Raw genomic sequence first — 24751 nt, 5'->3', positions numbered from 1 at the left:
AAAAAACGGAATAAGGATCTTCGGGGTAGGGTGTGATTCCCAACCGGCGGTATGGCTCATGGAGCTAAGCCCGCGACTCTGTATCTGGCAACAGGATACGGACTGATTTGGTGAGATGCCAAAGCCGACGGTAAAGTCCGGATGGAAGAAGATCGAAATATCAACATGCCGCGAAGTGGATGAATGCTGCGTTATGGGTTTTGCAGTTGCAGTAACTTCATTTAACTTGCATAAAGCGGCAAGTTTATTTGATCAACCCCCGTCTTGCATGGCCTTTCGCCATGGACGGGGGTTTTTGTGCCACCGGTCCTGTATTCGCAAGGAGCTAATTGAGTATGAGTCAATCTTCTACTGTACTAACATCCAAAGGTTTTGATCATAGCTCCCACATGAAAAGCGGTTTTTGGCTGGTCGCAATTGGGGCAGCCTTGTGGGGCGCTGATCCGCTGTTTCGTATTATTTTGCTAAAATCATTTACTTCAACACAAATTGTACTAATGGAGCATGTGCTGCTCTTCCTCGCTCTGACACCGATGCTGTGGAAGCATCGTGAGGAACTCAAAGCGGTACGGCTTCGTCAAGTTTTCGCTATTTTGTTCGTCTCGTGGGGCGGCTCGGCTCTGGCCAGCGTGATTTTTACCATGGCGCTCAGCAACGGTGATCTGAATGCTGTACTCTTACTCCAGAAGCTTCAACCATTGGTCGCTATTATTCTGGCCCGCGTTATATTGAAGGAAATGCTGCCGCGTCATTTTGGATTATTAATTGTCGTCGCTCTGTTCGGGACGTATCTTCTGACCTTCGGTTGGTCGCTCCCCTTCGGGCATGTTCGTGATTTTGTCCAGGTCGGTAGTCTACTTGCACTGGGTGCAGCGGTTCTGTGGGGCGGTTCGACAGTCATGGGAAGCTACTTGCTTCGTTCAATGAAATATGAAACGGTAACCTCCCTCCGCTTCATGGTGGCGCTCCCTCTGCTAATTGTCCTCACCTCTGTAGAGCATGCGCCATGGAATATGCCTGCCGGTACATGGGCAGGCGCAGCTGTGATTATCAACTTGCTATTGCAGGCATTGCTTCCGGGTCTTCTTAGCTTATTGCTGTATTACAAAGGCTTAAGTACGACCAAAGCGTCTTATGCTACGATGGCAGAATTGAGCTTTCCCATGGTGGGTGTCGTGATTAATTGGATCGCATTTCAGCAAATCGTTACTGTAGCGCAATTGACTGGTTTTATGCTCATCTGGATTACGCTCTTTATGATTTCACGTCAGCAAAAAAATTAACAGTTCAATGTCCCCTTCATGACTCACCCAAGCCAAATTGTGAAGATGCTTTTGCATCTCCGATTTGGCTTTTTATGTGTTCGCATTAATATTAATCATAGTTCTTTAGACCTGTTTTTCAAAAAAAGTGTCTAAAATATGCTACTATTTCTCGTTTCCCAATGATTACATCTATAAAATTCGTCGGTTTATGTCGAATAAAACAATGTAGTGATCATCAGACACAGAGGAGCAAGAACTATGACTAAAACAAAACAAACAGTTCCGTGGTGGAACAGGTTTCTCAAGCAGTTTTATTTAATGAGGACAAGATTAATAATATCTTTTTTAGCTGTGTTATTGATTCCGAGCGTACTTATCGGGTACTTTTCTTATCAGGGAGCTACGACACAACTCAGTCAGCAAATGGGCGGTTCCGTATACACGAATCTGTATCTGATCCGGAGCAATGTCAATCAGTATGTAGCGCCTATTATGAAAGACCTGGACGTGCTTACCACTGAAATCAATTCTGATTCCATTGGTACCAACCAAGAGACCCTTCAGAAAAAGTTAGATGTTATCGTCAAGGCTCACCCCGAGCTAGATGCAGCGCTTCTCGGCAATGAGAAGGGGCAATACATACGTTCGCCGAAAAAACAGGAGTCCGATTATGATCCCAGGGAGAGAAAATGGTACAAAAACGCGATGCTGGAAAAGGGTAAAGTATTCGTCGGTGTTCCAGTTGCCAGCGTCACGACAGGGAATTTAGTCGTTAATATATCGGGAACGCTGGAGGACGGTGAAGGAGCTGTTGCCCTGGCTTTGAACCTGGACAAAATGAGTGAAAGTCTGCAGTCTGTTAAGATTGGTGAGCGCGGAGGACTCATTATTGTTGATTCTGAACATAAAGTTGTATCTGGGACTGGAACAGCTTTCAACAAGACAGGCAAAAAAGCGGCTGACGCCATAGAAGGACTTCCCGAAGTGGCGACAACCGTCGAAAATGATACTCCTTCCATGTCGCAAATTCAATTTATGAATCGAGATATGCTGGCCTTTACACTTAAGGACCCTCTCACCGGTTGGAGCATTGTCGCACTGTCGGATCTGGAGGATTATAGTGATGCAGCCCAACCAATTCTGAAACAAAGCCTGATTGTGATTGTTATTTCCATACTTGCCGCGGCGATCATCATTGTGCTTATGGTCCGCTCATTCTTAATTCCGCTGCGCAAGCTGCAAGCAGGAACACGCATCGTCCGTGACGGAAATCTGACCGAACGTGTTAATCTATCCAGCAAGGATGAGTTCGGCGAACTGGCACAGAATTTTGACCAGATGACGCATTCCTTGCATACGATGGTCTCAGAGGTCAACCAAACCTCCTCCCGACTTGCTTCCTCTTCCCTGATAATCAAGGAAAGCACAGAGCAAACGACGGAGTCCGTACAACATGTAGCGGAAACGGTTATGGAATCCGCGGAAAATGCAGCCACCAGCGCCGAGGCATCCGAGCAGACCGCTAATGCCGTTGAAGAAATGGCGAAGGGTGTCAGCACCATTGCCGAATCGGCAAGCTCCATCGTGGATTCAGCAGGACAAACCGAGCATGATGTGGCTCAAGGCAGTCAAATGATCAGTAGTGTACGGACCCAAATGGACCGTATTCTGGAGGCTGTCAGCCAAACGGCTAGCCTAATGGATGAGCTATCCCAGCTCTCGGACGATGCGAAGCAGATGAATACGGCTATTGCCGCCATTGCCAAGCAAACCAATTTGTTGTCTCTGAACGCGTCTATTGAAGCTTCCAGAGCTGGCGAAGCCGGGCGTGGATTTGCCGTAGTCGCTATAGAGGTACGCAAGCTGTCTGAGCAATCCAAGGAAAGCGCGGATTCCATCAGTCAGATTATTACTCAGATGCTCGATTTGATTCAACGCTCTACCGCTACCATGAACGGTAATGTTCGTAACCAGGTAGGTGAAGGTATGCGTATTAGCCAAGATGCAGAAGGTGCATTTACGAATATTGAGCGCTCTACTTCTCATATCGTGGAACAAATTCAAAGTGTGTCCGCTGCTGCTGAACAAATCTCAGCCAGTACAGAGGAAGTCTCCGCCACTGTTACCCATTTGGCAAGCCTGTCTCGCAATTCGGCGGACAGCTCGCAGACAACATCTGCTGCTGCTCAGGAACAAATGGCAGCTATGGAGGAAATTTCCTCTTCGTCACAGGAGTTGTCCAACATGGCGCAGGATTTGCAACAGCTGGTTAAGCGATTTAAGATTTAACTTACTACTAACAAAAGCCTTCGTCCGTATACAAATTACGGGCGAAGGCTTTTTACATTTGAGTTCTTGATATGCTCTCTCTCTTGTTACTTATAGGGTCATCTGACCGGTTAAATGACGGCGTCTATCTCCTTCAGGGTCGTGCTCCACCTTAATATTCTGATGGAAAATAGCTGTAGTCCGCTCTTCTCTGTCGTACATCGGCCAAGCCCCCTCGGACAGCACTGGCTTCCCATCACGTGCAAAAGCAACCCATGCCTGCTGCATATCTTGAGCCAGCTTCTGCATCGAAGGTTGAATCTCTAATCCAAGCTTATCTAGCAGCTCCAGATTATCGAAAACAAACGCAATCTCTGCACCGTGAACCGCTTGTTCAAAGGTAGGATGCCCGGGCAATGTCCAATCAAAACGATACATCCATACAGGAGTATGCGCCGACTGAGCAACAGCAAGAGCCAACGCAGGACGCCAAAAAAATAGATCAGTCAACATTTGCGCCTGCCCCTCAATTGTAACCGGAAATGGTTCTATCAGATCGCCGATGTCTGACATGCCCGTCATCATTTCCAAAGCCTGACTCGCTGTTGACTTGTTCATTAGATGGGATTCTTTTCGGATGAAATAGGCCCCCTCATGCAAGTTCGTTCCAATCAAAACGGATACCTGTTTTGCTGAACCTTGCGCGATTGCAGACAGCGGTACATCTGGCAGGGTCACACCGTCGACAACGGGTTGATAGATCATCGCCATCCCTGGTCCGATGACTTCATATGTCTTCTCCATAGCTAGCATCAGCGCATCTGTCGGCAACGTAAACAACCGTTCTGGATGCTGAGTGTCCACACCCAGCTGCTGCAGATACACAGCCGTCACTTGCTCGGCCTGTGCAGTTGGCAATACCTGCGACGCACCGCTCTGTAAAATCGCACGCCGGAACAGTCCCTCAGCTGTTGGCATCGCCAATAAAGCGGCAATACTCATCGCCCCTGCCGATTCACCGAACACCGTTACTTCGTCCGGGTTACCGCCAAAGGCAGAGATGTGATCCCTAACCCATTCCAGCGCAGCGATCTGATCCAGTAGTCCCGCATTAGAGGTCAGTCCATCTCCCTTTGGAGTCAGATGCAAAAACCCTAACGGCCCCAATCGATAATTGATCGTAACAACCACAACATCGCCATTCTTCGCCATGCGTTCCCCGTCATATAAAGGTATAATCCCGGACCCCGTGACAAAGGCACCGCCATGAATCCACACCATCACTGGGCGTCCCTTCTCAGGAGCCTTCGAAGCAGGTGTCCAAATGTTCAGGTATAAGCAATCCTCTGACTGCTTAGGCGGTTCCACCAGATTTCCAGTCATACTTTCAGCGGATGGCATAGGTTGCGGACAGATTGGCCCAAAACTCGTCGCAGCCCGCACACCCTCCCAAGACTCCAAAGGCTGGGGCGCGTGAAAACGCAGTTTTCCAATAGGAGGCCGTGCATATGGGATACCTTTCCATACATGATATCCATTTCCTGATTCCCCACGCAATTGACCTAGACGAGTATGTACTATAATACTCTCCATCATGAAGCCCCCTTTATTTCGTAAGTTCAACACAACGGTATAATATCAATCTTTACATATCTCTATTATACCCTTTGCACACGGCCAAACCAAAAAATACCGGAAGCACTTTTGCGCTCCGGCATTTTTATAAACAAGATAGCGAAATAGCGATTAATCCCGAACTTCTTCTTTTGGAATCAGCTTGTAAATTTCTTCGCTTTCCATAGAGTCAATTAGTCGATCTAGCCACTTGTAATAAGCGACGGCCTGCTTCATTTTCATACGATCTTGCTGAAGAATCGCCTTAAATTCCTCGTACTCTTCACCCTGATTCATCAATCTGTCCAGCTCATCAATGGCTTTGCGCAACACCAGTAAATTTGTTTCTACCGCTTTTCTCCATTTAATAGCGAAGAAGTCAGTAAATGTTTGATGCCAGTCATATTCAACTTCATACAAATCCTTGCGTGAGCCTTTGCTCCATACCTTATTTACCATTTTCAGATCCAATAATGTGCGAACCCCTGTACTCATGCTCGTTTTGCTCATTTCCATTTCACGGCCCATCTCGTCCAGCGTCATTGGTTTATCCGCAAAAAAAAGCAAACCGTATAAATGCCCCGCAGACAAAGTAATCCCATACAGGTCCATGTTTTTACCTATAGCTTCTATGACACGTTTGCGAATTTTTTGCAGCGAAGCCTGCTGCTCATCACCTAACTGGTACAAGCTCATGCTTGCAACCTCCTAATTTTAGAGCATTTTGCACAACCTAGTATGAACGATTTACCCGTAAAAGATTAGCTTTGACGCAATATATGAAATCTTTCAACAATAAATGAAATGTTTCAAAAGCAAAGCTTCTGTCTATATTACAACAGCATGGGTCGTTCAAAATCATAATTCGCAAAATTGCTAATGATAGTAAACTTTTTAAATTATGGATATACATAAATCTTTTTCTTATGGTTATATTTCATTGTCTATTTTAAAAAAAGCACTATCGGTTGTAAAGTTCCGAATGTTTGAGCATTCTATAGAACGAAGGAGCATATCGAAGGAAACTTTGTACAGTTTTTTCTGTACGTACTTTATGAACAGTTTTTTTGTTTGAAATGTAAGCAATGCTTCTGTTACAATTAATTTTGTCATTAACCGTTCAGGATGTTCAGAATTATGATTTTTATACTCAATCCTTAATGCAACATGGGGTTAATACCAAGCAAAGTATAGAAAGAAGAGGTGTATGTATGACGATTTTGGAAGTCAAAAATGTCAGCAAACTCTTTGGTCCTCACGCAGAGCAAGGTGTTCCGCTCCTGGAGCAAGGCTGGGGCAAGGAAAAGTTGGCCAAAGAAAAACAGATTACTGTTGGTGTCAATAAGGCCAACATGGAAATTAAGCAAGGTGAAATTTTCGTAATTATGGGGCTATCGGGCAGTGGCAAGTCTACTTTAGTGCGAATGCTAAATCGCTTGATTGAGCCTACCTCCGGTGAAATTCTGGTCCACGGCAAAGATCTCCGTAAGATGAACAAAGAACAACTTCGCGAAGTTCGTCGTAAAACCATCAGCATGGTTTTTCAAAAATTCGCCCTGTTCCCACATCGGACTGTACTAGAAAATGTAGAATATGGTCTTGAAATTCAAAAGGTAGAAAAAGCACAGCGTCAGGAAAAGGCGCAACAAGCGCTGGAACTGGTTGGTCTTAAAAACTGGGGCGATAAAATGCCCGATGAATTAAGTGGCGGTATGCAACAGCGTGTCGGTCTGGCACGAGCGCTGGCTAATGACCCTGAAGTGCTCCTGATGGATGAAGCATTCAGTGCATTGGACCCTCTCATTCGCCGTGACATGCAGGATGAGCTGTTGGAGCTTCAAGATAAAATGAAGAAAACCATTGTGTTTATCACCCATGATCTGGATGAAGCGCTGCGGATTGGTGACCGGATTGCATTGATGCGAGACGGTGCGGTCGTACAAATCGGTACACCGGAAGAAATTATGATCCAACCGGCTAACTCTTATGTAGCCCGCTTCGTCGAGGATGTGGATCTGTCCAAGGTATTGACGGCTGCTCATGTCATGCTTCGTCCAGAAACCATCACCATGGATCGTGGTCCGCGTGTGGCTCTGGAATTGATGCGGGAGCGTGGGATTTCCAATTTGTTCGTCATTGACCGCACCAAAAAGCTACTGGGTGTTATTAACGCCGAGGATGCTGTTCATGCACTGCGCAATAATTTGAAAATTGAAGATATTTTGATCACGGACGGACCGCAGGTTGCTGCCGAGACAGTCATTAATGATTTATTTGAAATTACAAGCTCGTCCAAGGTGCCGCTGGCTGTGGTCGATGACAAGCAAAAGCTGCTGGGCGTTATCGTCCGTGGAGCATTGCTCGGCGCACTTGGTGGAGATGTTACCACTACGAAGGAGGTGAATGCCCATGATACCGAAACTGCCAATCGCTGAGTGGATTCAATCCATTGTAGACTGGATGGGTATTCATCTGGCTGGATTGTTTAATGTTATTTCTTCCATTATAGAAGCTGTAGTTGGCTTTTTCTCAGGCCTGTTCATGCTTCCGCACCCTCTGGTGTTCATCGTAATCATCGGGATTATCGCCTTTATGATCGGGCGGGTTCAGCTTACGCTATTTACTGTCATCGGCTTCCTGCTGATTGATAATCTTGGTTATTGGAGTGAAACAATGAATACGCTCGGACTGGTCATCACGTCTGCGCTCGTATCCATTGTTATCGGGATTCCCATCGGGATCTGGTGTGCATACAGTAAATCGGCATCACGCATTATCACGCCTTTACTTGATTTTATGCAGACGATGCCTGCGTTCGTGTACTTACTCCCAGCGGTTACCTTTTTCAGCCTGGGTGTTGTGCCGGGTGTTATCGCATCTGTTATCTTTGCTATCCCCCCAACCATTCGCATGACCAACTTGGGGATTATGCAAGTATCAGGTGAGCTGATCGAAGCATCAGACGCTTTTGGTTCAACATCTGCGCAAAAGCTGTTCAAAGTTCAGCTTCCACTTGCATTGCCTACCTTAATGGCTGGTATTAACCAGACGATTATGCTGTCACTGTCTATGGTTGTCATTGCTTCCATGATCGGTGCGGAAGGCATCGGTGCTGTTGTGTACCGTGCTGTGACACAGCTGCAAATCGGTAAAGGTTTTGAAGCCGGCTTAGCTGTTGTCGTTCTGGCTATTGTGCTTGACCGTTTTACGCAAAACCTGTTTAAACCTACGCAAAAAGGCAAAAGCCGCGTATCCAGCAAGCAAAAAGTATGGATTACTTCTGCAGTTACAGCTGTCATTCTGATCGCTGGTGCATCCCAATATTTTGTTGGAACGGATCATTCCGCATCTGGCAAAGGTAACGCTGCTGCCAACCCGGTTGGCGAAGAAGTCGGTTACAAAATTATCGGTATTGATGCCGGGGCAGGCATTATGAAATCGACTGCCAAAGCAATTCAAGACTACAATTTGTCTGATTGGAAGCTGGTTGAAGGTTCCGGTGCAGCTATGACGGCCACACTGGACAAAGCCATTAAAGCGAAAAAGCCGATCATTATTACAGGTTGGACTCCACACTGGATGTTCAACAAGTATGATCTCAAATATTTGGAAGACCCTAAGAAGTCTTATGGTGAAGCCGAGGGGATTCATACGATTGCCCGTAAAGGCTTGCAGCAGGATGCTCCTATCGCTTATGAGTTTCTAAAACGTTTCAAATGGACACCAGAAGATATGGGTGAAATGATGGTCGCCATTCAAGCCGGAACCAGTCCTGAGCAAGCTGCCAAGGATTGGGCGGAGAAACATGCCGACAAGGTTCAGGAATGGATTCAAGGACTGCAACCTGTCAATGGTGACACCTTCAAGCTAAGTTATGTGGCTTGGGATTCTGAAATTGCCAGCACGAATTTGCTAAGTTATATTTTGGAGAACAAACTGGGTTACAAAGTAACAGCACTTCAAGTTGAAGCAGGTCCTATGTGGACGGGTGTCGCTAGTGGTGATGTGGATGCTTCACCGGCTGCATGGCTACCGTTAACACATGCGGATTACTGGGCTAAATACAAGGATAAGCTCGACGATCTTGGGGCTAATATGAGCGGTGTTAAAACCGGATTGGTCGTTCCAGCTTACATGGATGTTAAATCGATTACTGATTTGCAGGATAACGGAGCCGAAGCGGCTCCGGCTTCCGCCACAACTGGGGACTTTGGCAAAGAGGTCGGCTACCGCATTGTCGGTACCGACCCTGGCGCCGGACTAATGAAGCTGACCGCTAAAGCTATGAATGACTATGGCTTATCCGACTGGAAGCTGCTTGAAAGCTCTGGAGCTGCTATGACTGCTACACTGGATAAAGCTATCAAAGCCAAACAGCCTATCGTCGTAACAGGTTGGACTCCTCACTGGATGTTTAATAAATATGATTTGAAATACTTGAAAGATCCTAAAAAGGCGTACGGTGATAAGGAAGAAATTCATACAATCGCCCGCAAAGGCTTGAAGCAGGATGCTCCTGTGGCTTATGAATTTCTAAGCCGATTTAAGTGGACTGCTGAAGATATGGGTGAAGTGATGATCGCGATTCAGGACGGTACTGCCCCACAGCAGGCTGCCAAGAATTGGGCTGATAAACATCCTGACAAGGTTCAGGAATGGATCAAGGGTCTGCAGCCCGTCAACGGCGATCCTTTGAAGCTAAGCTACGCTGCTTGGGATTCTGAAATTGCCAGTACGAACGTATTGAAATATGTATTGGAACAAAAATTAGGCTATAAAGTAACAGCTCTGCAGGTGGAAATCGGCCCGATGTGGACTGGCGTAGCTGGCGGAAGTGTAGATGCTACCGCAGCCGCTTGGCTTCCATTGACGCATGCTGATTATTGGGCTCAATACAAGGATAAGGTGGATGACATCGGAACCAGCATGACTGGCGTTATGTCCGGGCTTGTCGTTCCATCCTATGTGCCGATTGATTCTATCGAGGATCTTCAGCCGCCGCAATAATATTTTTTCTGCTTTTAAACCATACGAACAAGCAAAAGGCAGATCAGGGTTTACTCCTGATCTGCCTTTTTGTGATATCCAATATTTAGAGTTGCTCTCAGCCTTTTAGCGTGAATCCTTCTTGAGCGGACACTTCGGCATGCTGCTCTGTCGTCTGGTGCTGTCTAAAGAATAACGGATAGATCGCGAAAGACACCAGCAGACTTACACAACCAATGACGCCTAGAGCAATCATATCTTTGAAAATGTATGTGATATCCAGTCCTTTGAGCGTGATGTTCCGTACAGCATCCAGGTAATACGTCAGTGGCAATATCTCAGCAAGCCCCCGCAAGAAGCCGGGCATTGCCTCTAATGGCCATGTATAGCCTGACAGCATAAAGGAAGGAACAGCAATCAGCATCAGAGTTTGGGTCGCATCTACTCTGGTTTTGGAAAAGAGACTGAACAGGAAGCCTAATCCGCACAAGGCAAAGTTAAAAACCAGCGACACTAAAATCAACGGCAGTACCTGTCCCCTGAACGGAATATCGAAGCATAAAGCGCTGATACTGAATACAGTCAGCACATTGAAAGCTCCCGCTGCATAATACGGTGCCAGTTTGGCAATAGCCAAACGCCAAGGGGTATTTCTCCATGCGCCAAATCTTCCCCAAGTCCCTGCTTCCTTATCACGCGTGCAAGACAACGCAATACCTAGCAGCAAACACTGCTGGAGAGCCGCAGAAATAACCCCCAACGGCATGAAAAGCTTATAATCATATACTGGGTTAAATAGCACTCTGGATCGGAACGGGATGGTAGTCAGCGTCGACGCGGCCTGATCGGCGTTCATTCCCTTTTGTTTCATGGAATTGACTGATACTCCGGCACTCACGCTACTAATAACCTGATTCGCAATCCGACTGGCACTATTGGAATACATCATATTACTGCCGTCAATCAGCGTGAGCACGGGTGGATTCTCCCCATGCTTAAGCCGAGTGGTAAAGTTGTCGGGAATGACGATTCCGACCTTAGCTTCTCCAGCCTCTACTTGACGGACTACATCATCCTGATTGTTTGCTTGCCGTGTAACGGAAAATGAATCGGTCGAATCAAACGCCTGAATGATCTGGCGACTGAGCTGCGAATTATCTCCGTCGTACACGGTGACAGGCATCTCGGTAATCCGCTGATGTGAATACAGGAAGCCGAATAGTATCGTATACACAATCGGCGTAATCAGCAGAATAGCCATAAAGCGGCGGTCCCGGAAGATGCTCAGCCATTCCTCGCGAAACACATCGCGGATACGAAGTCTTTCCTGTGAATCCTGCATATTACTGCGCCCCTTTGCCTGTAAACAGGACCGTGGAGCCTGTTGGAACCGAAGCAGCAAGGTCCGGCAATGCTACTTTAACACCGAAGGAACGGACATCCTTGTCACCGGAGCTTTGGCTCGGTTTTTGAATGGCAAAGTCAGCAGCCGATTCTAACAGAATGACTTTACCCTTCAGCTCCTTACCGCCAGACAGCAATTTAATTTGGACAGTATCCCCTGCTTGAAGGCCATTCAGAGACGTTTCAGGTACATAGAATTTAGCCCAACGTTGTGTCAAAGTTTCAATGGTATAGACCGGGAACCCTGCGCTAGCCATTTCACCTAAGCTAAGCGACTTGGATTTTACGATTCCATCCTCGGACGCACGCAGCGTAGTATAGCTCAAATAGGTCTGAGCCTCTTGAAGTGCGGCTTCCGCTTGGGCTACCTGAGCATTGGCACCTGCAACCGCAGATTGAGCCTGCTCAACTGTGGATTGCGCCGCCTTCACCGCAGATTGCGCTTGTTCTACCGAAGCCTGAGCAGCTTTGACATCTTCCTGTTGCAGAGCAACTTTGCCCGCTCCTGCCTGTGCTTCCTTCACCGCAGCCAAGGCTTGGCGGTATTGAGCTTCAGCCGCCGTAATTTCCTCCTTGCGGCTTCCCTCCCGTGCCATATCCAATTTTTGCGACTCTGCATTATACTTGGCCACTGCCTGTTGATGTTCCAATGTCGCTTGATCCAAAGATGCCTGGGTTGCTGCACCGGCTTCTTGAAGCTTTTTGGCACGCTCCAGATTTTTAACGGTCAGGTCCAGCGTTTCCTTGGCTACCTTCACAGATACTTGCAATTGCTCAAGCTCCTGTGGTCTTGCCCCGCTCTTGAGGGCATCCAGTTTTGCCTTGGCAGCGTTCGCAGCCGCTTTGGCCTGTTCAATCTGGCTGGAGGAAGCCTCTGCGGTCACACTGACCGATGTCGTGCCTTGGCTTTTCTTGGCCTGAGCAGCACTCACAGTAGCCTGTGCCTGGCCTACGCCTGCTTGAGCCTGCAACACTCCAGCTTTTGCTTTGGATACATTACTCTTGGCTGCCAGCAATGCCGCCTGTGCCTGCTTCACCTTATCTTCCAACTCGCGACTTTCCAGATGGGCTAACACCTGCCCTTTTTTCACCTGATCGCCTTCTTTGACGAGCATCTGGTCAATCCGTCCTGCCATTTTAAAGCTGGCATTGAGGGTATCCGACTCCACATAAGCCGTAGGAATGGAAGAAGACTGATCCGCAGACAAGCTGCTTCCACCCCGTGGAAGAGCAGTTAAGGCATATATCCCAACCGCGATTAAAATAATAAGTACGACATAAATCGTATATTTTTTAGCTTTCATGTTTTCATCACTCCATCTGTATATTAATGTTGCATGCCCAATGCATTACACACAAAAACTTCAATGCTTTCACGAGCCTCTTGCAGATTCATCGTTTCGCCCCAAACCATTGACCTCATTGGTGCAAAAATGTAAATCCCAAATAAGCAATTGGCTGTTGTTTTGGCATCCAGCTTACTTGAAATTTTCCCATGAAACTTGCCGGAATCGATCTCTGCCTCCATAAAATCAAAATAGTCAGCCAGCACCTGCCTAATATTAAAATGCTGCTCTTGCGAAACCCAGCCCTTACTGACCAATAGACGGCAAAAGTCCGGTTCTCTCACAATAAACTCAATATGTACTTGGATTAGCTTTCGAATCCTAAGCTCCACCTGATCTTTAGGCGTATGAGCCATTGCTTCATGGATATCCCGGACAAAACGCTCCATCCCCATCTTCAAAATGTAAATGTACAATTCTTGCTTGTTTTTAAAATTGTAATACAGGGTTCCTTTGGCTATGCCACAAACTTTGGCAATTTCCTCCATATTTGTTTCATTAAATCCTCGTTCAGAAAAAGCTTTGAGTGCGCCGTTAAAAATAATTTCCTTTGTCTGTTGTTTCATGCTTCCTCCTTTTTTGAACTGACCGTCCAGTACAAAAATTATGTATTTATTATAAGCCCATTTTTAGTTATCCAGCAATAGGAAAAATGAAAATATTTCATTTTAGACAATTCGTCTAAACGCTTATTCTAAAAGTGAAAATGCAAAAACGGATCGAATAAGTGAGGGGGTCACTCATTCGATCCGCTATGTCATAAAATCGGATGATAAGGAGGCGCATTCTACGGATTATCATCTGATTTTAAGGGAAGGCCGACTATTTTTTCACGGTTTGATTATATTGCGCAATTTTGCCTGTGATTTCTTGGGTAGCTTGATCCAATGCCTGTTTGGGCTGTTGCTGGCCACTCAGCACAGCCTCGATTGCACCTTCGACGATTTGACGCGCTTCTGGGAATACGCCCATCACTGCGCCCTGTGTAGCGGTGGATTGTGCCGATGCATGCAATTGGTCAACCGCCGTCTGGAATTGCGGATATTTTACCATATTGTCTTTAAGTACCTTTTCGTCATAGGCCGCTTTCGTGATCGGGAAGTACCCGGTATTCACACTCCATTGTGCCTGTACAGCTGGGGAAGCGACGAATTTAATGAACTCCCATGCTGCCTTCTGCTGGGCTTCGGGCTTGTTGTTCATGATGTACAAGCTTGCGCCGCCTACAACCACGCCGCCTTCTTTAGCTTCATTGGCTCTTGGCAGGAATCCTGTGCCTACTTCAAATTTATCGCCAACCTGCTCCACAATATTACGCAGCGAAGCGGTGGAATCCAGCGTCATTGCAATTTGTCCTGCGGAAAAAGCCTTTGCCGTATCGTCCGAGTTACGTCCCAGATTGGATACAACCTTTTCATCGATCATTTTCTTCCACCACGTTAGGGTTTTTACACCTGCATCCGAATTCAGCATGGATTCCGTTGCCGCTTGATCACGACCATTGCCATTATTCACATAATCTGCGTTCTGATTGGCAAACAGTTGTTCCATAAACCAGCCGTAGATGGCAATGGAAGCACCGGATTTACCATCCTTGCTCAAGGCTTTAGCAGCCTTTTCGAACTCATCATACGTTTTCGGAGGATTAGCTGGATCAATTCCTGCGGCTTTGAATGCATCCTTGTTGTAATATAAAATCGGGTTTGACGTATTGAACGGCATCGCGTTCAGTTTACCATCAATCGTATAGTATCGTGTAATATTCGGCTCTAGCTGTGACAGATCGAACTTGTCTGCATCAATAAATTGTTGTACGGGTGTGATCATTTTGGAGTCGATCATGAATTTACTACCGATTTCATATACCTGAATGATGTCCGGTCCGCTGTCGGAACCAAGCGACGCTTTCAGCTTGTTCAAGCTGTCATCATATTTGCCTTGATATACCGGCTCTACCTGAATGTCCTTATGACTGGCGTTAAAATCAGCGGCGATCTGCTTGATTGCTTTTTCACCGTTACCGGACATCGAATGCCACCAAGTCAGCTTCACTGGGGAAGCCGCTGCTGCTCCATCACTACCATTACTCGGCTTCTCTGCAGCAGTATTATTGCTACAACCTGCTGCAACCACCATGGCAGTCAGAATAAGCAGGGTCAATGCACTTTTCAGACAAAAAAATCTCATAATCTCTCTTCTCTCCCTTTGATTAAATGATTCTTGAATTGGCATTCTCTTGCGATATTCTTGTGTGTTGAAGCTCTGTATATGGGCTGCTTGCGCAGGTGTTGCTTTCTTTTGACATATGTGGTCAGCCTTTAAGTGCACCCGCCGCCATTCCACGAACCAACTGTTTTAGTCCAAAGATCAGCAGGAGCAGAGACGGTAAAATGACAAGAGCCGTACCCGCAAATACCAGATTCCATGAAGTCGATTCCTGAAATTCGAGCATGGATATACCGATCTGTACCGTGCGCATATTCTCGCTATTGGTGATTAGTAAAGGCCAGAGGTACGAATTGTACATATTCAGGAACGAATACACAGCCAGTGTTCCGAGCGCAGGGCGCGATAACGGAAGCACATGGAACAGAAAGTAACGGATATGTCCGCACCCATCCATACGAGCCGCCTCGAACAGTTCCTTGGGAAGCTGGAGAAAAAATTGCCTTAACAGGAATGTCCCGAATGCCGTCGCCAGAAAAGGAACCGTCAACCCTTGATATGTATCAAGCCAATTCCAGCTCCGTACCGTCAGGTAGTTTGGAATAATGGTCACTTCCCAAGGGATCATCATTGTCGCAACAAACATGCTGAAAATGAAGTTTTTTCCCTTGAATTCCATTTTGGCAAAGGCATAGGCCGCCAAGCTCGCTGTAATCAGTTGCCCAATCATTGTAAGACCCGAAATGAGAAATGTATTTCCAATAAAGGCTGCAATCGGAACGATTTCAAACACTTCAGTAAAATTGGCCATATGAAAAGAATGCGGGAAAAAGCTTGGTGGGTAAGCGCTCGCTTCCTCGGGAGACATGACTGCCATAAAAAACGTATATATAACCGGATACAAAATGAGAGCAGCTGCAATCGTAAGCAGCACATATAGCAATGTAGAATTCAGGTGTCGTTTCATTGGTAATGCACCTTTCTTTCCACCCATTTGAACTGAATCATCGTGAGCAGCAGAATGACAGCAAACAAGACAATGGCCTGCGCGCTCCCCGTTCCGAACCGGAAATTAACGAAAGCTTCCTGATAGATGGAATACACAAATACATTCGTACTGTTCACCGGACCGCCTTTGGTCAAAATGTTAATTTGAGCAAAAGACTGGAAGGCTCCAATGATGGAAACTACGGTCACAAAAAAGATCGTCGGTGATAACAGTGGCATGGAGATACGCCAGAACGTGACGAGCGGTCCAGCCCCGTCCATTTTGGCACTCTCATACATGTCATCTGGAATCCCTTGAAGTCCGCTCGATAAGATAATGTAATTGAAGCCAAGATTCATCCAGATGGTCATTATGGCTACTGAGAACAGCGCCCAATCCGGGCTGGTCAGCCACGGAACCGGATTGATATGTAGGAGGGAAAGCACATAGTTGAGCATCCCCAGTGTCGGATGAAAAAGAAATTTCCAAATGACCGCAGATGAACCGACCGACAACACCATCGGCAGCGAAAAGGCAAACTGGAAGATACGCATTCCCCGCAATTTACTGTGTGTAAGTGCAGCCAGTACCAGCGCCAATAAAATACCTACTGGTACGGTTAACAGTGCAAACAGGAGTGTCACCTTAATCCCTTGCAGAAACAGTCCCGAGCTGAAAAGTGTAGTGAAATTATCTAATCCTACATATGCTGCAACGTTTCCTGCGGGATCTGTAGAATGCAAGCTGAGATAAACGGACTTGATCATCGGATAAAACATAAATACAGCAAACAAAATAAGCGATGGAGCCAAAAAGGTATACGCCAGCGCGTTTTCGCGCAGTCTTTGAATTTTTAGCGAACCCGTGCGTATGCGGGCTTTAGACGAAGTCTGTTGCTGACTCCTCGTCCCCAGTCCCATAGATTTGTTAAGCTCACCCAAAACGGAGCGCCCCTTTCTTTTCAAACCAACCTCAGTAAGTGTATCGTTTCGATGTAAAGGGAACGTCAAGTGGGCTGGAGTAAAATGTTAATGTTTTTCCTTTTTGTAAAAGCAACTCTCTATAGGTATGAGCACAAGGACATAGACTTCTGCATATGATGCATCATTACATGGTATGGAGGTTAGAGGCGAATGCCGTACAACACCGTCAGTCCGCAAACTTTATATCAAGCTAGACCGGAATTACAGACCGAACTCAAAAAGATCCGCGATCATTTGCATTATCAATTAAGCCCCTACATGAATCATACGGTTAGGGTACAAACGATGGATCATCAAGTATATGAAGGAACGATTGTGCACATCGATGCGGATCATTTGTATCTGAGAGTTCCTCAGCAATATCACTCACCCTTCCCAGGCACCACGACTCCGAATCGCTCCTATGCCTACAACAATGTCATTTTGCCGCTTGTGTTATATAATTTATTGGTTATAACCCTGTTGAGCTAGCGCTCGTTCCATCTCTCTCTAACTAAAAGACAAAAAAACCTCCAAATTCGATAAGTAGCCACCCTTGGCATATTACGAAGTTGGAGGTTTTAGTTATTTGTTTTCCATAATCATTAGTTCTCACAAGAGATACCTGCTTCTTGCTCTAGTACAGCTACAAATCCCTCTATACCCTCTCCACTCGGCAGATGGGTGAACACCTCGTTCACACCCTGATTGATTAGCGTGATGTTTCCCCTAGTACCCGACAAATCCTCATCCAGCTTAGCCAGTGAAATATGGTGATAATTAATGAACTTGACCCAAGGAGTACCCATAGTACAGGAATAAAAAATGATTCGTTCGGACGTCACAGCCAGCATTCCATGAAGCGATATCCTTTGGGAGCTCTGCTGCAAATCATACGTACACCCCATATATGATCGAATGTGTTCGCCCGCTTCTAACGTCAGACTAATAGCTCGCAGCTCTTTTTCTTTTGTTTGCATCCCGTCTCATCTCCTGTTGGAAGTTCAGGAACGAGTCGCAACTCCTTGACCTCAGATCAGCTTTTGCGGCTTGTCCCGTCGACCTCTTCATTTTTCGTCAGATTAAGACTCTCACGAACTGGACAATGACCTACCTCAACTGCACATTGAAACCAAGGATGGATATGTACAACTTAACATGGGTACAGGATGTTATCAACAAGCAAGCTATCACTCTTTTTAAGCATAACTCTGTAATCTGCGTCTTATTGAAGAAACAATTAGATCCAATTTTAAGTGATTGGAATTGATGAATTTCAGAACCGAAGAATGATATACGCTTCTTCTTGGCAAGCTAATGTGAGAATACGTTAGAACGGAGAAGAAGCCTGATGAAATATGACCGATTACTATCTGCAAGTATCGCTGTTTCCTTGTTTTGTGCCAGCTTGTGCCCCACAACCTATACAAATACTGCACAAGCCGCATCTTACACCTCCCCTACTCCTACAAAGGGAAGAGCCTATTATGAAGAACGCGGCGACATTGTATGGGAAGTTCCTACCCATCGCAAGTTGATTGCCCTCACATTCGACGACGGACCGGATGGAAGCAATACGCCTGCCATTTTGGATTTGCTTAAAGAATACGATGCTAAAGCGACCTTTTTTGTCGTCGGCAGTCGTGTAGAAAAGCTGCCTCACCTTGTCAAGCGGGAACGAGAAGAAGGGCATGAAGTTGGCAACCATACCTTCCTTCACTCATCCTTTCAGTATATTTCTCGCAACAAAGCTCTGTCCGAATTGGATCAAGCTCAGGCGAGCATCGTACAGGCAACTGGTGCGGGGACCCATCTTTTTAGGCCACCCGGCGGCTCCTATACCGATTCGCTGGTCAAGCTCTCCAAGGAGAAAGGTCTCAAAATTATTTTATGGTCCTGGCATCAGGATACCTTAGATTGGCGAAAACCCGGTGTACATCGTATCGCTAATAAGGTCCTTCGCAATGTCCGTAACGGCGACATCGTCCTTATGCACGATTATGTATATAAAAGTACACAAACCGTCGAAGCCCTGAAAATCATTTTGCCCGAACTAAAAAAAAGGGGGTTTACCTTCGTCACTGTGTCTGAGCTGCTTGCCAATCGTAAGACGCCCGAAGGACTGATTGAAGTGAATAAATAGTAGATAGAAACAAAAAGACTCCGCCAGTTACTCGCCGACGGAGTCTAATTACTATATGTGACACCCAAAGGACTAATTAAGTTCAATAGTTGAAGAGATAGGTATTTGTAATATAGTCCTTTTATATGAAATTCTTGGTTACACAATACGTTCTTTTTACGGCAACTATACTTACGAATTACAATTACAACTATTTAAAGGAGGCAATTACAATGAAAAAAGCAATATTGACTGTAGCGTCCCTTGCTGTATTTCTGTCAGCAGGATCGATGGTTTCTGCGGCTGCACCCGCAACAGAAAAACACGAGCAAAAAATGCATCAACATAAGGTTCATGCAAAACATGAACACAAGATGCATGCCAAGAGCAAGCATGAGAAAATACACAAGCTACATGCGCGTGAAGCTGCTCCTGCCAAAATCATAGGAGAAAAAAGTATTCATGCGAAAAGTTTGAAAGCAAAGGCAACAAAATTACCAAAAACCGGATTCGGTGGCGCGAGCGAGCAAATGAATTAGGGAGGGTTAAAAGGAGAGGGTTAGCTTTATTTAACCCTCTCTCTTTCTTCATATGAACAATACATGGATCATTCGTATAGGAGTATTCTTAATTTTGCTGGGAAGTACGAGCTGTTCATCCTCTGTTGAACATCATCATAACTCTACCTACGCCCCGGCCAAATCTGAAATTCAACAAGTTAAAATAGCGAAGCCCTTACAGGTTAAAAATAAACCTTTTCAAGGAATCGTTCCATATATGCTCGATATTCCTGAGGTTCGTATTCATTCAATTATAGAACCGGTTACATTCTTAGAAAATGGTCAGATGGGCGTTCCAAGCAACACAAATCGAGTAGGTTATTTATCTACCGGTATATTGCCAGGGGCAGCAGGTAATGCAATTATGGATGGACATGTAGATACATACACGGGCCCAGCTGTTTTTTATCCTCTTAAAAAACTAAAAAAGGGGGATTTCGTGTATGTGACTGGCGGTGGCGGCTGTAAGATTCAGTTTGCTGTCGAGTCTGTAAAATTTTACTTAACTTCCGAAGCACCGATTCAGAAAATTTTTGGTCCTACAGAAGAGCATCGTTTGAACTTGATTACATGTGCAGGTCGCTATAGCCGAAGCAGAAAAGAACACGAGGGAAGGCTAGTAGTTTACACCAAATTAGCACACATGAATTCAGCCTGTGAGAAACTTACTCAGGATAAGGGCAATTCCAAAAACAATTAAAACATTTTCAAGGAGAATGAATAATGTGCTTAAGACCGCTAAATTGCAATTGCTGTGCATGATCTTAATAATGATCCCCGCTTACAGCTTCTCTTCATTTCGTGTACAAGCAGAGCCAGCAAAACAAGATGACGTTATTCCTTTTCTTCAAGAGCTGTTTAATGATCGCACCCGGTTGTTGATGGATCAGGATAAAAAGCATATTGAGGACTATTATTTAGTAAAGCACAATCGAAGCAACTACGCATACCTTCATGAAATGAACAGAGCAGAATATATTCAGGAATGGGCCAAGCATCGAAAAATGAAATTCGTGAATGCAGAAAGCTCCATTCGGATATCCCGTATAGAAGTGTTAGACGATACGGCAAAGGTGTCACTTGTTCAGTCCTTAAAATTGAGTTATGAGTATATCGACAGCTACTCCGGTCAGCATGATTTTGGAATTGGAACACGTCATGGCATTACACTTAGAAAAAAAGATAGCCGTTGGTATTTGGAACGTGAATGGTATTCAGATCCATTGGAAGAAAATCCAAAAAAAATTGAACCGCTTGATTCAAGTTTTATTCCTCATAAAGACTCGGTTCCATCAGAGAAGGTTATCCATAATTACAATAGAGCCCGAGCCATTGACTATGCTAACAAGTATGCTGGAATAACATGGGGAGCAGGAAATCGTCAGCGATATAACCCAAAATACCTGGATTATAACTCCAAAGGGGGCGACTGTACCAACTTCTCCTCCCAAGTTATCGGAGACAAGGAGGAAGGTGGAGGACTGCCTATGAAATCTGGGTGGCATTACTCGTATGGTAACGGCGGAAGCCAAGCCTGGGTTCAAACGGACGCTTTTAAAAATTTTCTGATACGCTCCGGCTATGGGAGGATTATAGGACAAGGGAGCTTCTCAGATGTTGTCCGCGCGGTCAATGGTCAGCAGCATCAATACAGACCACAGTTGCTACCAGGTGATTTGATTGCTTACGTATTAAAAGGAGATGTAGACCACTTCTCCGTTGTTGTCGGATTCGATGGGGGTGGTTATCCTTTAGTTAACTCTCATACGGCAGACCGTTTCAGGGTTCCCTTCGACTTGGGATGGGATAGAAGCACCAAGTATTTATTGATTCATATACAAGATTAAGCATCTTGAATCGCAACACTTGCTCATATCCCAAAGAATACTGTCATAGAAATAGAATGGACAGCTTCTAATGGGGTGAAAAACGATTTGAAATTACCTCTTTTATTAAAACAAACTATGGTGAGAGCTAATGCGATGATCGTCGTGAAAGCCATAGGTCTAATCGGAAAAGTATTTATGATACGGCTAGTTGGAGCTGAAGGAATGGGCCTCTACCAGTTAGTCTATTCCTTCTACAGCTTAGTATTGATGATTATTTCCGGGGGATTGCCAACAGCGTTGGCTATGTTTACAGCTAAACATACGGCAAAAGGCTGGCGGTTGTTCAAAATTTTTTCAATACCCATAATTCTAACGGGATTGGCATGCAGTTTATTGACCTATTGGTTTTCAACGCCCCTTGCTAAATTACTCGGCTATCCGCAGATAAATTTTGTGATTCGATGCCTAGCCCCAGCTATACTGACCGTTCCCTTGTTAAGTCTGCTGCGTGGATATTTGCAAGGTCTTGAAAAGTACACTGCGATCGCCATTTCGGAAATCATAGAGCAAACTGCCCGGATCGGTACTTTGATGTTGCTAGTGCCATTATTTATCCAATCCGGCATCGAGTTTGCTGTTGGTGGAGCGGTACTTGGAACTTTTACAGGCGCGTTGTTATCCTTTGCTGTGCTTATTGCTTTTTTTATGTATAACCGCCCTTCTGTAGCTTTATCCCCTCCATCAATTCGAACAGATTTACCTTTAGTAGTACAAGCTTCCTTTGCTATTGCGCTTACACGTTTGCTCATACCTGCGTCTGATTTTATGGATGCGATCATTATTCCCCAACGGTTACAAGTTGCCGGGGTTTCTTCTAAAGAGGCAGCGGAGATGTTCGGTATTGTTACTGGCATCGCCCTTGTCGTCGCTTATATGCCTACTGTGATTACAGGCGCGTTAACCCATACGCTCACTATGAAAATAACAGCAGACTGGCAAAATAAGAAGTACAACTCATTCTATAAAAAAGGCTATGCCGCTATTGAGGTAGCGTGGGTCTGGGGATTAGCCTCAGGTTTTTTCATTTTTAAATATGCCCCAGATATCTCCCTACTTGTTTTTGATATACAAAATGCCGAAATTCCTATTAAATCGTTGGCTATGCTACCATTACTCGTTGGATGGCGGGAAATCACAACTAGCGTCTTATGGGCACAAAATCGGAAGAAAACTCCCTTTATCGGCCTTTGCACAGGTGTACTTGCCAATTTCATCATTCTTTACTCCTTGGTTGCCATTCCCGATTTCGGGTATACCGGCATGTCCCTGGGAATCATAACGCTGGAGTTGACCGCAACAGGTTGGAATTTCAAAGTCCTTCAACTCTTTCAACGTGCCAAATCCCGTATAGCCATTATGCTGCTAGTAGATATTTTAGTTTTTGAAGCCATTCTTATAGTGGGCATGTTGTGTTCCAAGACGTTATCCTCATTGGAATGGCCAGAGACGGCTCATATAATTGTGGAGGTAATCCATTACTGCTTCTGGTGTGCTTTGTATTTAAAGGTTCGATTAAAAAGCGTTTTCAAAGAGTAGGAAAGGCTTCTCATAAGTTTATCAAACTTATGGGAAGCCCTTTTCTATTTGAATGTTAGCATTTAGCTATGTGTATCATTCTTTTGCCGAGCTGCTCAAGTACAGTCTGTCATACTGATTCCTTGAGTTTTCGTCTGGGAAATGTATGTGCGTTAAGCGAAGTTGTATTTACTATTACTGCTACGTCCAAGCTCAACGCTTTGGTTCATGCTATCTTTCAGTCCAATGTTTTGGAGGCAAGCCATTGCATCATCGTTGTTTTCTTTCCGTTAATCACCTTCAATACTTCGTTGTTATATACGTAAATCCAAGACCAATGGCCGTTGTATTCATACGGTGTTTGGTCGCTCTTCTTGTACAAACCAGAGGTATCCACTACGTTATCAAATAACGACATATGAACATCCTTTGCTCCAGCATTCACTAAACGGTTGTAAGTCGGAACCGTATAATCGTTGGGCGGAACCACGGTGTCGGTTTTGGCAGCCACAAACCAGATCGGCAGGTCCTTCATTTCGTTAATCTGTTCATCGGTTATAAAACTATCCTTCAAGGCTTCACATGCAACCACAGCTGCTGCAAAATAATCTTTATAGTCACGGATCATCAGCATAGTCATGTAACCACCGTTGGAGTCTCCACCAATGTAGATTCGATCTGTATCAATGTCTTTGTTTTGGGCCACGTAATCCTTAATTAAGGACATCAATGCTTGCTCATACTTGGAGGTTCCGTCCCCAAAGCTTGTAAAGCCATCCATCCAGTAGGTTGGGGTCTGAGGTGCCAGCACATAAGCCCCGCCAAAATAGGATTGGATATCCTTAGAGGCAAAATTTGCTGCTTTATTTCCGGCAATCGGAATCGTTGGATCGGTACCTCCCTCACCCATACCATGCAGCCAGATCACCAAAGGGTTTTTCACTTTGTCTTTTGCCGGTGCATAGTCTGCGTAGGTTAAAGTAACTCCATCAAAAGTAGATTTACCGGTCGCAAATTGATCAACCAACTTCCGTATCTGTCCTGCGGAAGTATCAATCTTCAAATCGGAAATCGTTCCGGATTTGGTTTTAATAGCTTTTTGCTGCGTGATCGTGTATTTGTTATCATTCCATGCATTAAACCCGGAGCCTGCCGCATCATAATGAATAGCGGAGCTTAGTGTTAATGTCGGACCGATTTCCATTTCCAATACAACATAGCTTCCGGTTTTATTTACAGGATTGCCACTTTTGTCCGATACATAGGCCTTGGTGACTTTCCGGTTTCCATTTTCAATAAAGGGATTTACCAACCGATTGTCGCTTCTTCCCACATGCACCTTAAATGTATCCTTAGTTATCGCATCTTTAGGGACTGGCTTACCCAGGTTAACAATGATCTTCGTAATGGCTGCTCCCCAATCCTTAACTTCCGCAACCGTCCGGTATGAGGTGGGCTGTATCTTTACATCCTTGGCCCATGCACCGGAGCTGAAAACAAGAGTCGTACCGATAGCTAAAGTGAGTAACATAGTTGTCATAGCAGCCTTTTGAAACCGTTTAAACATGATGTCTTACCTCCCAGATCCATTAATAGAACGCTTACATTATTTATTTTAATAATCTTTTTCATTTGCATCCTGTCTTTTATTAGCCTAATTCAGGTC

20 protein-coding genes and 1 riboswitch are annotated in these 24751 nt (G+C 45.3%); of the genes, 10 read left to right on the top strand and 10 right to left on the bottom strand.

Annotated features, from left to right (window positions below; translation table 11 throughout):
- Positions 1-12: 12 nt before the first annotated feature.
- Positions 13-157, top strand: a riboswitch (FMN riboswitch).
- A 178-nt stretch (positions 158-335) separates the two neighbouring features.
- On the top strand, positions 336-1283 hold the full coding sequence (locus MKX46_RS22100; RefSeq protein WP_340954696.1) for a DMT family transporter: 948 nt from the start codon (positions 336-338) through the stop codon (positions 1281-1283).
- 240 nt (positions 1284-1523) lie between these two features.
- Complete coding sequence (locus tag MKX46_RS22095) at positions 1524-3554, top strand: methyl-accepting chemotaxis protein (RefSeq protein ID WP_340931642.1); 2031 nt, start codon at positions 1524-1526, stop codon at positions 3552-3554.
- Positions 3555-3644: 90 nt separating this feature from the next.
- Here MKX46_RS22095 and MKX46_RS22090 read toward each other — a convergent pair whose 3' ends face one another.
- Positions 3645-5126: a carboxylesterase/lipase family protein gene (locus MKX46_RS22090; RefSeq protein ID WP_341071795.1), complete on the bottom strand. Its 1482-nt coding sequence runs from the start codon at positions 5124-5126 to the stop codon at positions 3645-3647.
- A gap of 153 nt (positions 5127-5279) precedes the next feature.
- Entirely contained in the window at positions 5280-5843 is a 564-nt protein-coding gene (locus MKX46_RS22085; protein ID WP_028543060.1) for a GbsR/MarR family transcriptional regulator, read from the bottom strand.
- Between the two features lie 515 nt (positions 5844-6358).
- Between MKX46_RS22085 and MKX46_RS22080 the strand changes: the two genes are divergently transcribed.
- Both MKX46_RS22080 and MKX46_RS22075 read left to right on the top strand, forming a co-directional pair.
- Positions 6359-7582: a quaternary amine ABC transporter ATP-binding protein gene (locus MKX46_RS22080; protein ID WP_029516322.1), complete on the top strand. Its 1224-nt coding sequence runs from the start codon at positions 6359-6361 to the stop codon at positions 7580-7582.
- Entirely contained in the window at positions 7557-10154 is a 2598-nt protein-coding gene (locus MKX46_RS22075) for a glycine betaine ABC transporter substrate-binding protein (RefSeq protein WP_341071794.1), read from the top strand. Before MKX46_RS22080 ends, MKX46_RS22075 begins: the two co-directional genes overlap by 26 nt.
- A gap of 97 nt (positions 10155-10251) precedes the next feature.
- On the opposite strand, the gene MKX46_RS22070 is transcribed toward MKX46_RS22075, so the two are convergent.
- From MKX46_RS22070 to MKX46_RS22045, 6 genes are all read right to left on the bottom strand, one after another.
- Entirely contained in the window at positions 10252-11475 is a 1224-nt protein-coding gene (locus tag MKX46_RS22070) for an ABC transporter permease (protein WP_341071793.1), read from the bottom strand.
- Position 11476: 1 nt separating this feature from the next.
- Complete coding sequence (locus tag MKX46_RS22065; protein WP_069011116.1) at positions 11477-12841, bottom strand: HlyD family secretion protein; 1365 nt, start codon at positions 12839-12841, stop codon at positions 11477-11479.
- Positions 12842-12864: 23 nt separating this feature from the next.
- A complete protein-coding gene (locus MKX46_RS22060; protein WP_029516317.1) occupies positions 12865-13449 on the bottom strand; it encodes a TetR/AcrR family transcriptional regulator in 585 nt (194 codons plus the stop codon).
- A 256-nt stretch (positions 13450-13705) separates the two neighbouring features.
- Positions 13706-15070 (bottom strand): ABC transporter substrate-binding protein, encoded by a 1365-nt coding sequence (locus tag MKX46_RS22055; protein ID WP_341071792.1) that lies wholly within the window; start codon positions 15068-15070, stop codon positions 13706-13708.
- Positions 15071-15194: 124 nt separating this feature from the next.
- Positions 15195-16016 carry a carbohydrate ABC transporter permease gene (locus MKX46_RS22050; protein WP_029516315.1) on the bottom strand — a complete coding sequence of 274 codons (822 nt, stop codon included), beginning with the start codon at positions 16014-16016 and terminating at the stop codon, positions 15195-15197.
- Entirely contained in the window at positions 16013-16978 is a 966-nt protein-coding gene (locus MKX46_RS22045) for a carbohydrate ABC transporter permease (RefSeq protein WP_340931632.1), read from the bottom strand. The genes MKX46_RS22050 and MKX46_RS22045 overlap by 4 nt, the downstream gene beginning before the upstream one ends.
- Positions 16979-17170: 192 nt before the next feature.
- Here MKX46_RS22045 and MKX46_RS22040 point away from each other — a divergent pair, with 192 nt between their 5' ends.
- Complete coding sequence (locus MKX46_RS22040) at positions 17171-17491, top strand: hypothetical protein (RefSeq protein ID WP_318626944.1); 321 nt, start codon at positions 17171-17173, stop codon at positions 17489-17491.
- A gap of 113 nt (positions 17492-17604) precedes the next feature.
- On the opposite strand, the gene MKX46_RS22035 is transcribed toward MKX46_RS22040, so the two are convergent.
- Positions 17605-17979, bottom strand: a complete 375-nt coding sequence (locus MKX46_RS22035; RefSeq protein ID WP_318626945.1) for a PH domain-containing protein — start codon at positions 17977-17979, stop codon at positions 17605-17607.
- Positions 17980-18350: 371 nt separating this feature from the next.
- Between MKX46_RS22035 and MKX46_RS22030 the strand changes: the two genes are divergently transcribed.
- From MKX46_RS22030 to MKX46_RS22010, 5 genes are all read left to right on the top strand, one after another.
- Positions 18351-19142, top strand: a complete 792-nt coding sequence (locus MKX46_RS22030) for a polysaccharide deacetylase family protein (protein WP_318626946.1) — start codon at positions 18351-18353, stop codon at positions 19140-19142.
- A gap of 212 nt (positions 19143-19354) precedes the next feature.
- Positions 19355-19660, top strand: a complete 306-nt coding sequence (locus tag MKX46_RS22025; RefSeq protein WP_318626948.1) for a hypothetical protein — start codon at positions 19355-19357, stop codon at positions 19658-19660.
- A gap of 94 nt (positions 19661-19754) precedes the next feature.
- Positions 19755-20381 (top strand): class F sortase, encoded by a 627-nt coding sequence (locus MKX46_RS22020; protein WP_341071791.1) that lies wholly within the window; start codon positions 19755-19757, stop codon positions 20379-20381.
- 25 nt (positions 20382-20406) lie between these two features.
- Positions 20407-21528 carry an amidase domain-containing protein gene (locus MKX46_RS22015; protein ID WP_341039046.1) on the top strand — a complete coding sequence of 374 codons (1122 nt, stop codon included), beginning with the start codon at positions 20407-20409 and terminating at the stop codon, positions 21526-21528.
- Between the two features lie 87 nt (positions 21529-21615).
- Complete coding sequence (locus MKX46_RS22010; protein ID WP_341071790.1) at positions 21616-23106, top strand: oligosaccharide flippase family protein; 1491 nt, start codon at positions 21616-21618, stop codon at positions 23104-23106.
- Between the two features lie 217 nt (positions 23107-23323).
- Here the strand turns inward: MKX46_RS22010 and MKX46_RS22005 are convergent, their stop codons facing one another.
- Positions 23324-24652, bottom strand: a complete 1329-nt coding sequence (locus MKX46_RS22005) for a prolyl oligopeptidase family serine peptidase (RefSeq protein ID WP_341071788.1) — start codon at positions 24650-24652, stop codon at positions 23324-23326.
- Positions 24653-24751: the final 99 nt, after the last annotated feature.

This window comes from Paenibacillus sp. FSL P4-0113, assembly GCF_038009305.1.
Taxonomy (GTDB): domain Bacteria; phylum Bacillota; class Bacilli; order Paenibacillales; family Paenibacillaceae; genus Paenibacillus; species Paenibacillus polymyxa_D.
This window is presented reverse-complemented; position numbering and strand designations above follow the sequence as displayed.

What these genes read in the sequence shown, in the direction of transcription:
- MKX46_RS22100 (WP_340954696.1), top strand. Translation starts at nt 336, where the DNA reads ATGAGTCAATCTTCTACTGTACTAACATCCAAAGGTTTTGATCATAGC.
- MKX46_RS22095 (WP_340931642.1), top strand. Translation starts at nt 1,524, where the DNA reads ATGACTAAAACAAAACAAACAGTTCCGTGGTGGAACAGGTTTCTCAAG.
- MKX46_RS22090 (WP_341071795.1), bottom strand. Translation starts at nt 5,126, where the DNA reads ATGGAGAGTATTATAGTACATACTCGTCTAGGTCAATTGCGTGGGGAA.
- MKX46_RS22085 (WP_028543060.1), bottom strand. Translation starts at nt 5,843, where the DNA reads ATGAGCTTGTACCAGTTAGGTGATGAGCAGCAGGCTTCGCTGCAAAAA.
- MKX46_RS22080 (WP_029516322.1), top strand. Translation starts at nt 6,359, where the DNA reads ATGACGATTTTGGAAGTCAAAAATGTCAGCAAACTCTTTGGTCCTCAC.
- MKX46_RS22075 (WP_341071794.1), top strand. Translation starts at nt 7,557, where the DNA reads ATGATACCGAAACTGCCAATCGCTGAGTGGATTCAATCCATTGTAGAC.
- MKX46_RS22070 (WP_341071793.1), bottom strand. Translation starts at nt 11,475, where the DNA reads ATGCAGGATTCACAGGAAAGACTTCGTATCCGCGATGTGTTTCGCGAG.
- MKX46_RS22065 (WP_069011116.1), bottom strand. Translation starts at nt 12,841, where the DNA reads ATGAAAGCTAAAAAATATACGATTTATGTCGTACTTATTATTTTAATC.
- MKX46_RS22060 (WP_029516317.1), bottom strand. Translation starts at nt 13,449, where the DNA reads ATGAAACAACAGACAAAGGAAATTATTTTTAACGGCGCACTCAAAGCT.
- MKX46_RS22055 (WP_341071792.1), bottom strand. Translation starts at nt 15,070, where the DNA reads ATGAGATTTTTTTGTCTGAAAAGTGCATTGACCCTGCTTATTCTGACT.
- MKX46_RS22050 (WP_029516315.1), bottom strand. Translation starts at nt 16,016, where the DNA reads ATGAAACGACACCTGAATTCTACATTGCTATATGTGCTGCTTACGATT.
- MKX46_RS22040 (WP_318626944.1), top strand. Translation starts at nt 17,171, where the DNA reads ATGCCGTACAACACCGTCAGTCCGCAAACTTTATATCAAGCTAGACCG.
- MKX46_RS22035 (WP_318626945.1), bottom strand. Translation starts at nt 17,979, where the DNA reads ATGCAAACAAAAGAAAAAGAGCTGCGAGCTATTAGTCTGACGTTAGAA.
- MKX46_RS22030 (WP_318626946.1), top strand. Translation starts at nt 18,351, where the DNA reads ATGAAATATGACCGATTACTATCTGCAAGTATCGCTGTTTCCTTGTTT.
- MKX46_RS22025 (WP_318626948.1), top strand. Translation starts at nt 19,355, where the DNA reads ATGAAAAAAGCAATATTGACTGTAGCGTCCCTTGCTGTATTTCTGTCA.
- MKX46_RS22005 (WP_341071788.1), bottom strand. Translation starts at nt 24,652, where the DNA reads ATGTTTAAACGGTTTCAAAAGGCTGCTATGACAACTATGTTACTCACT.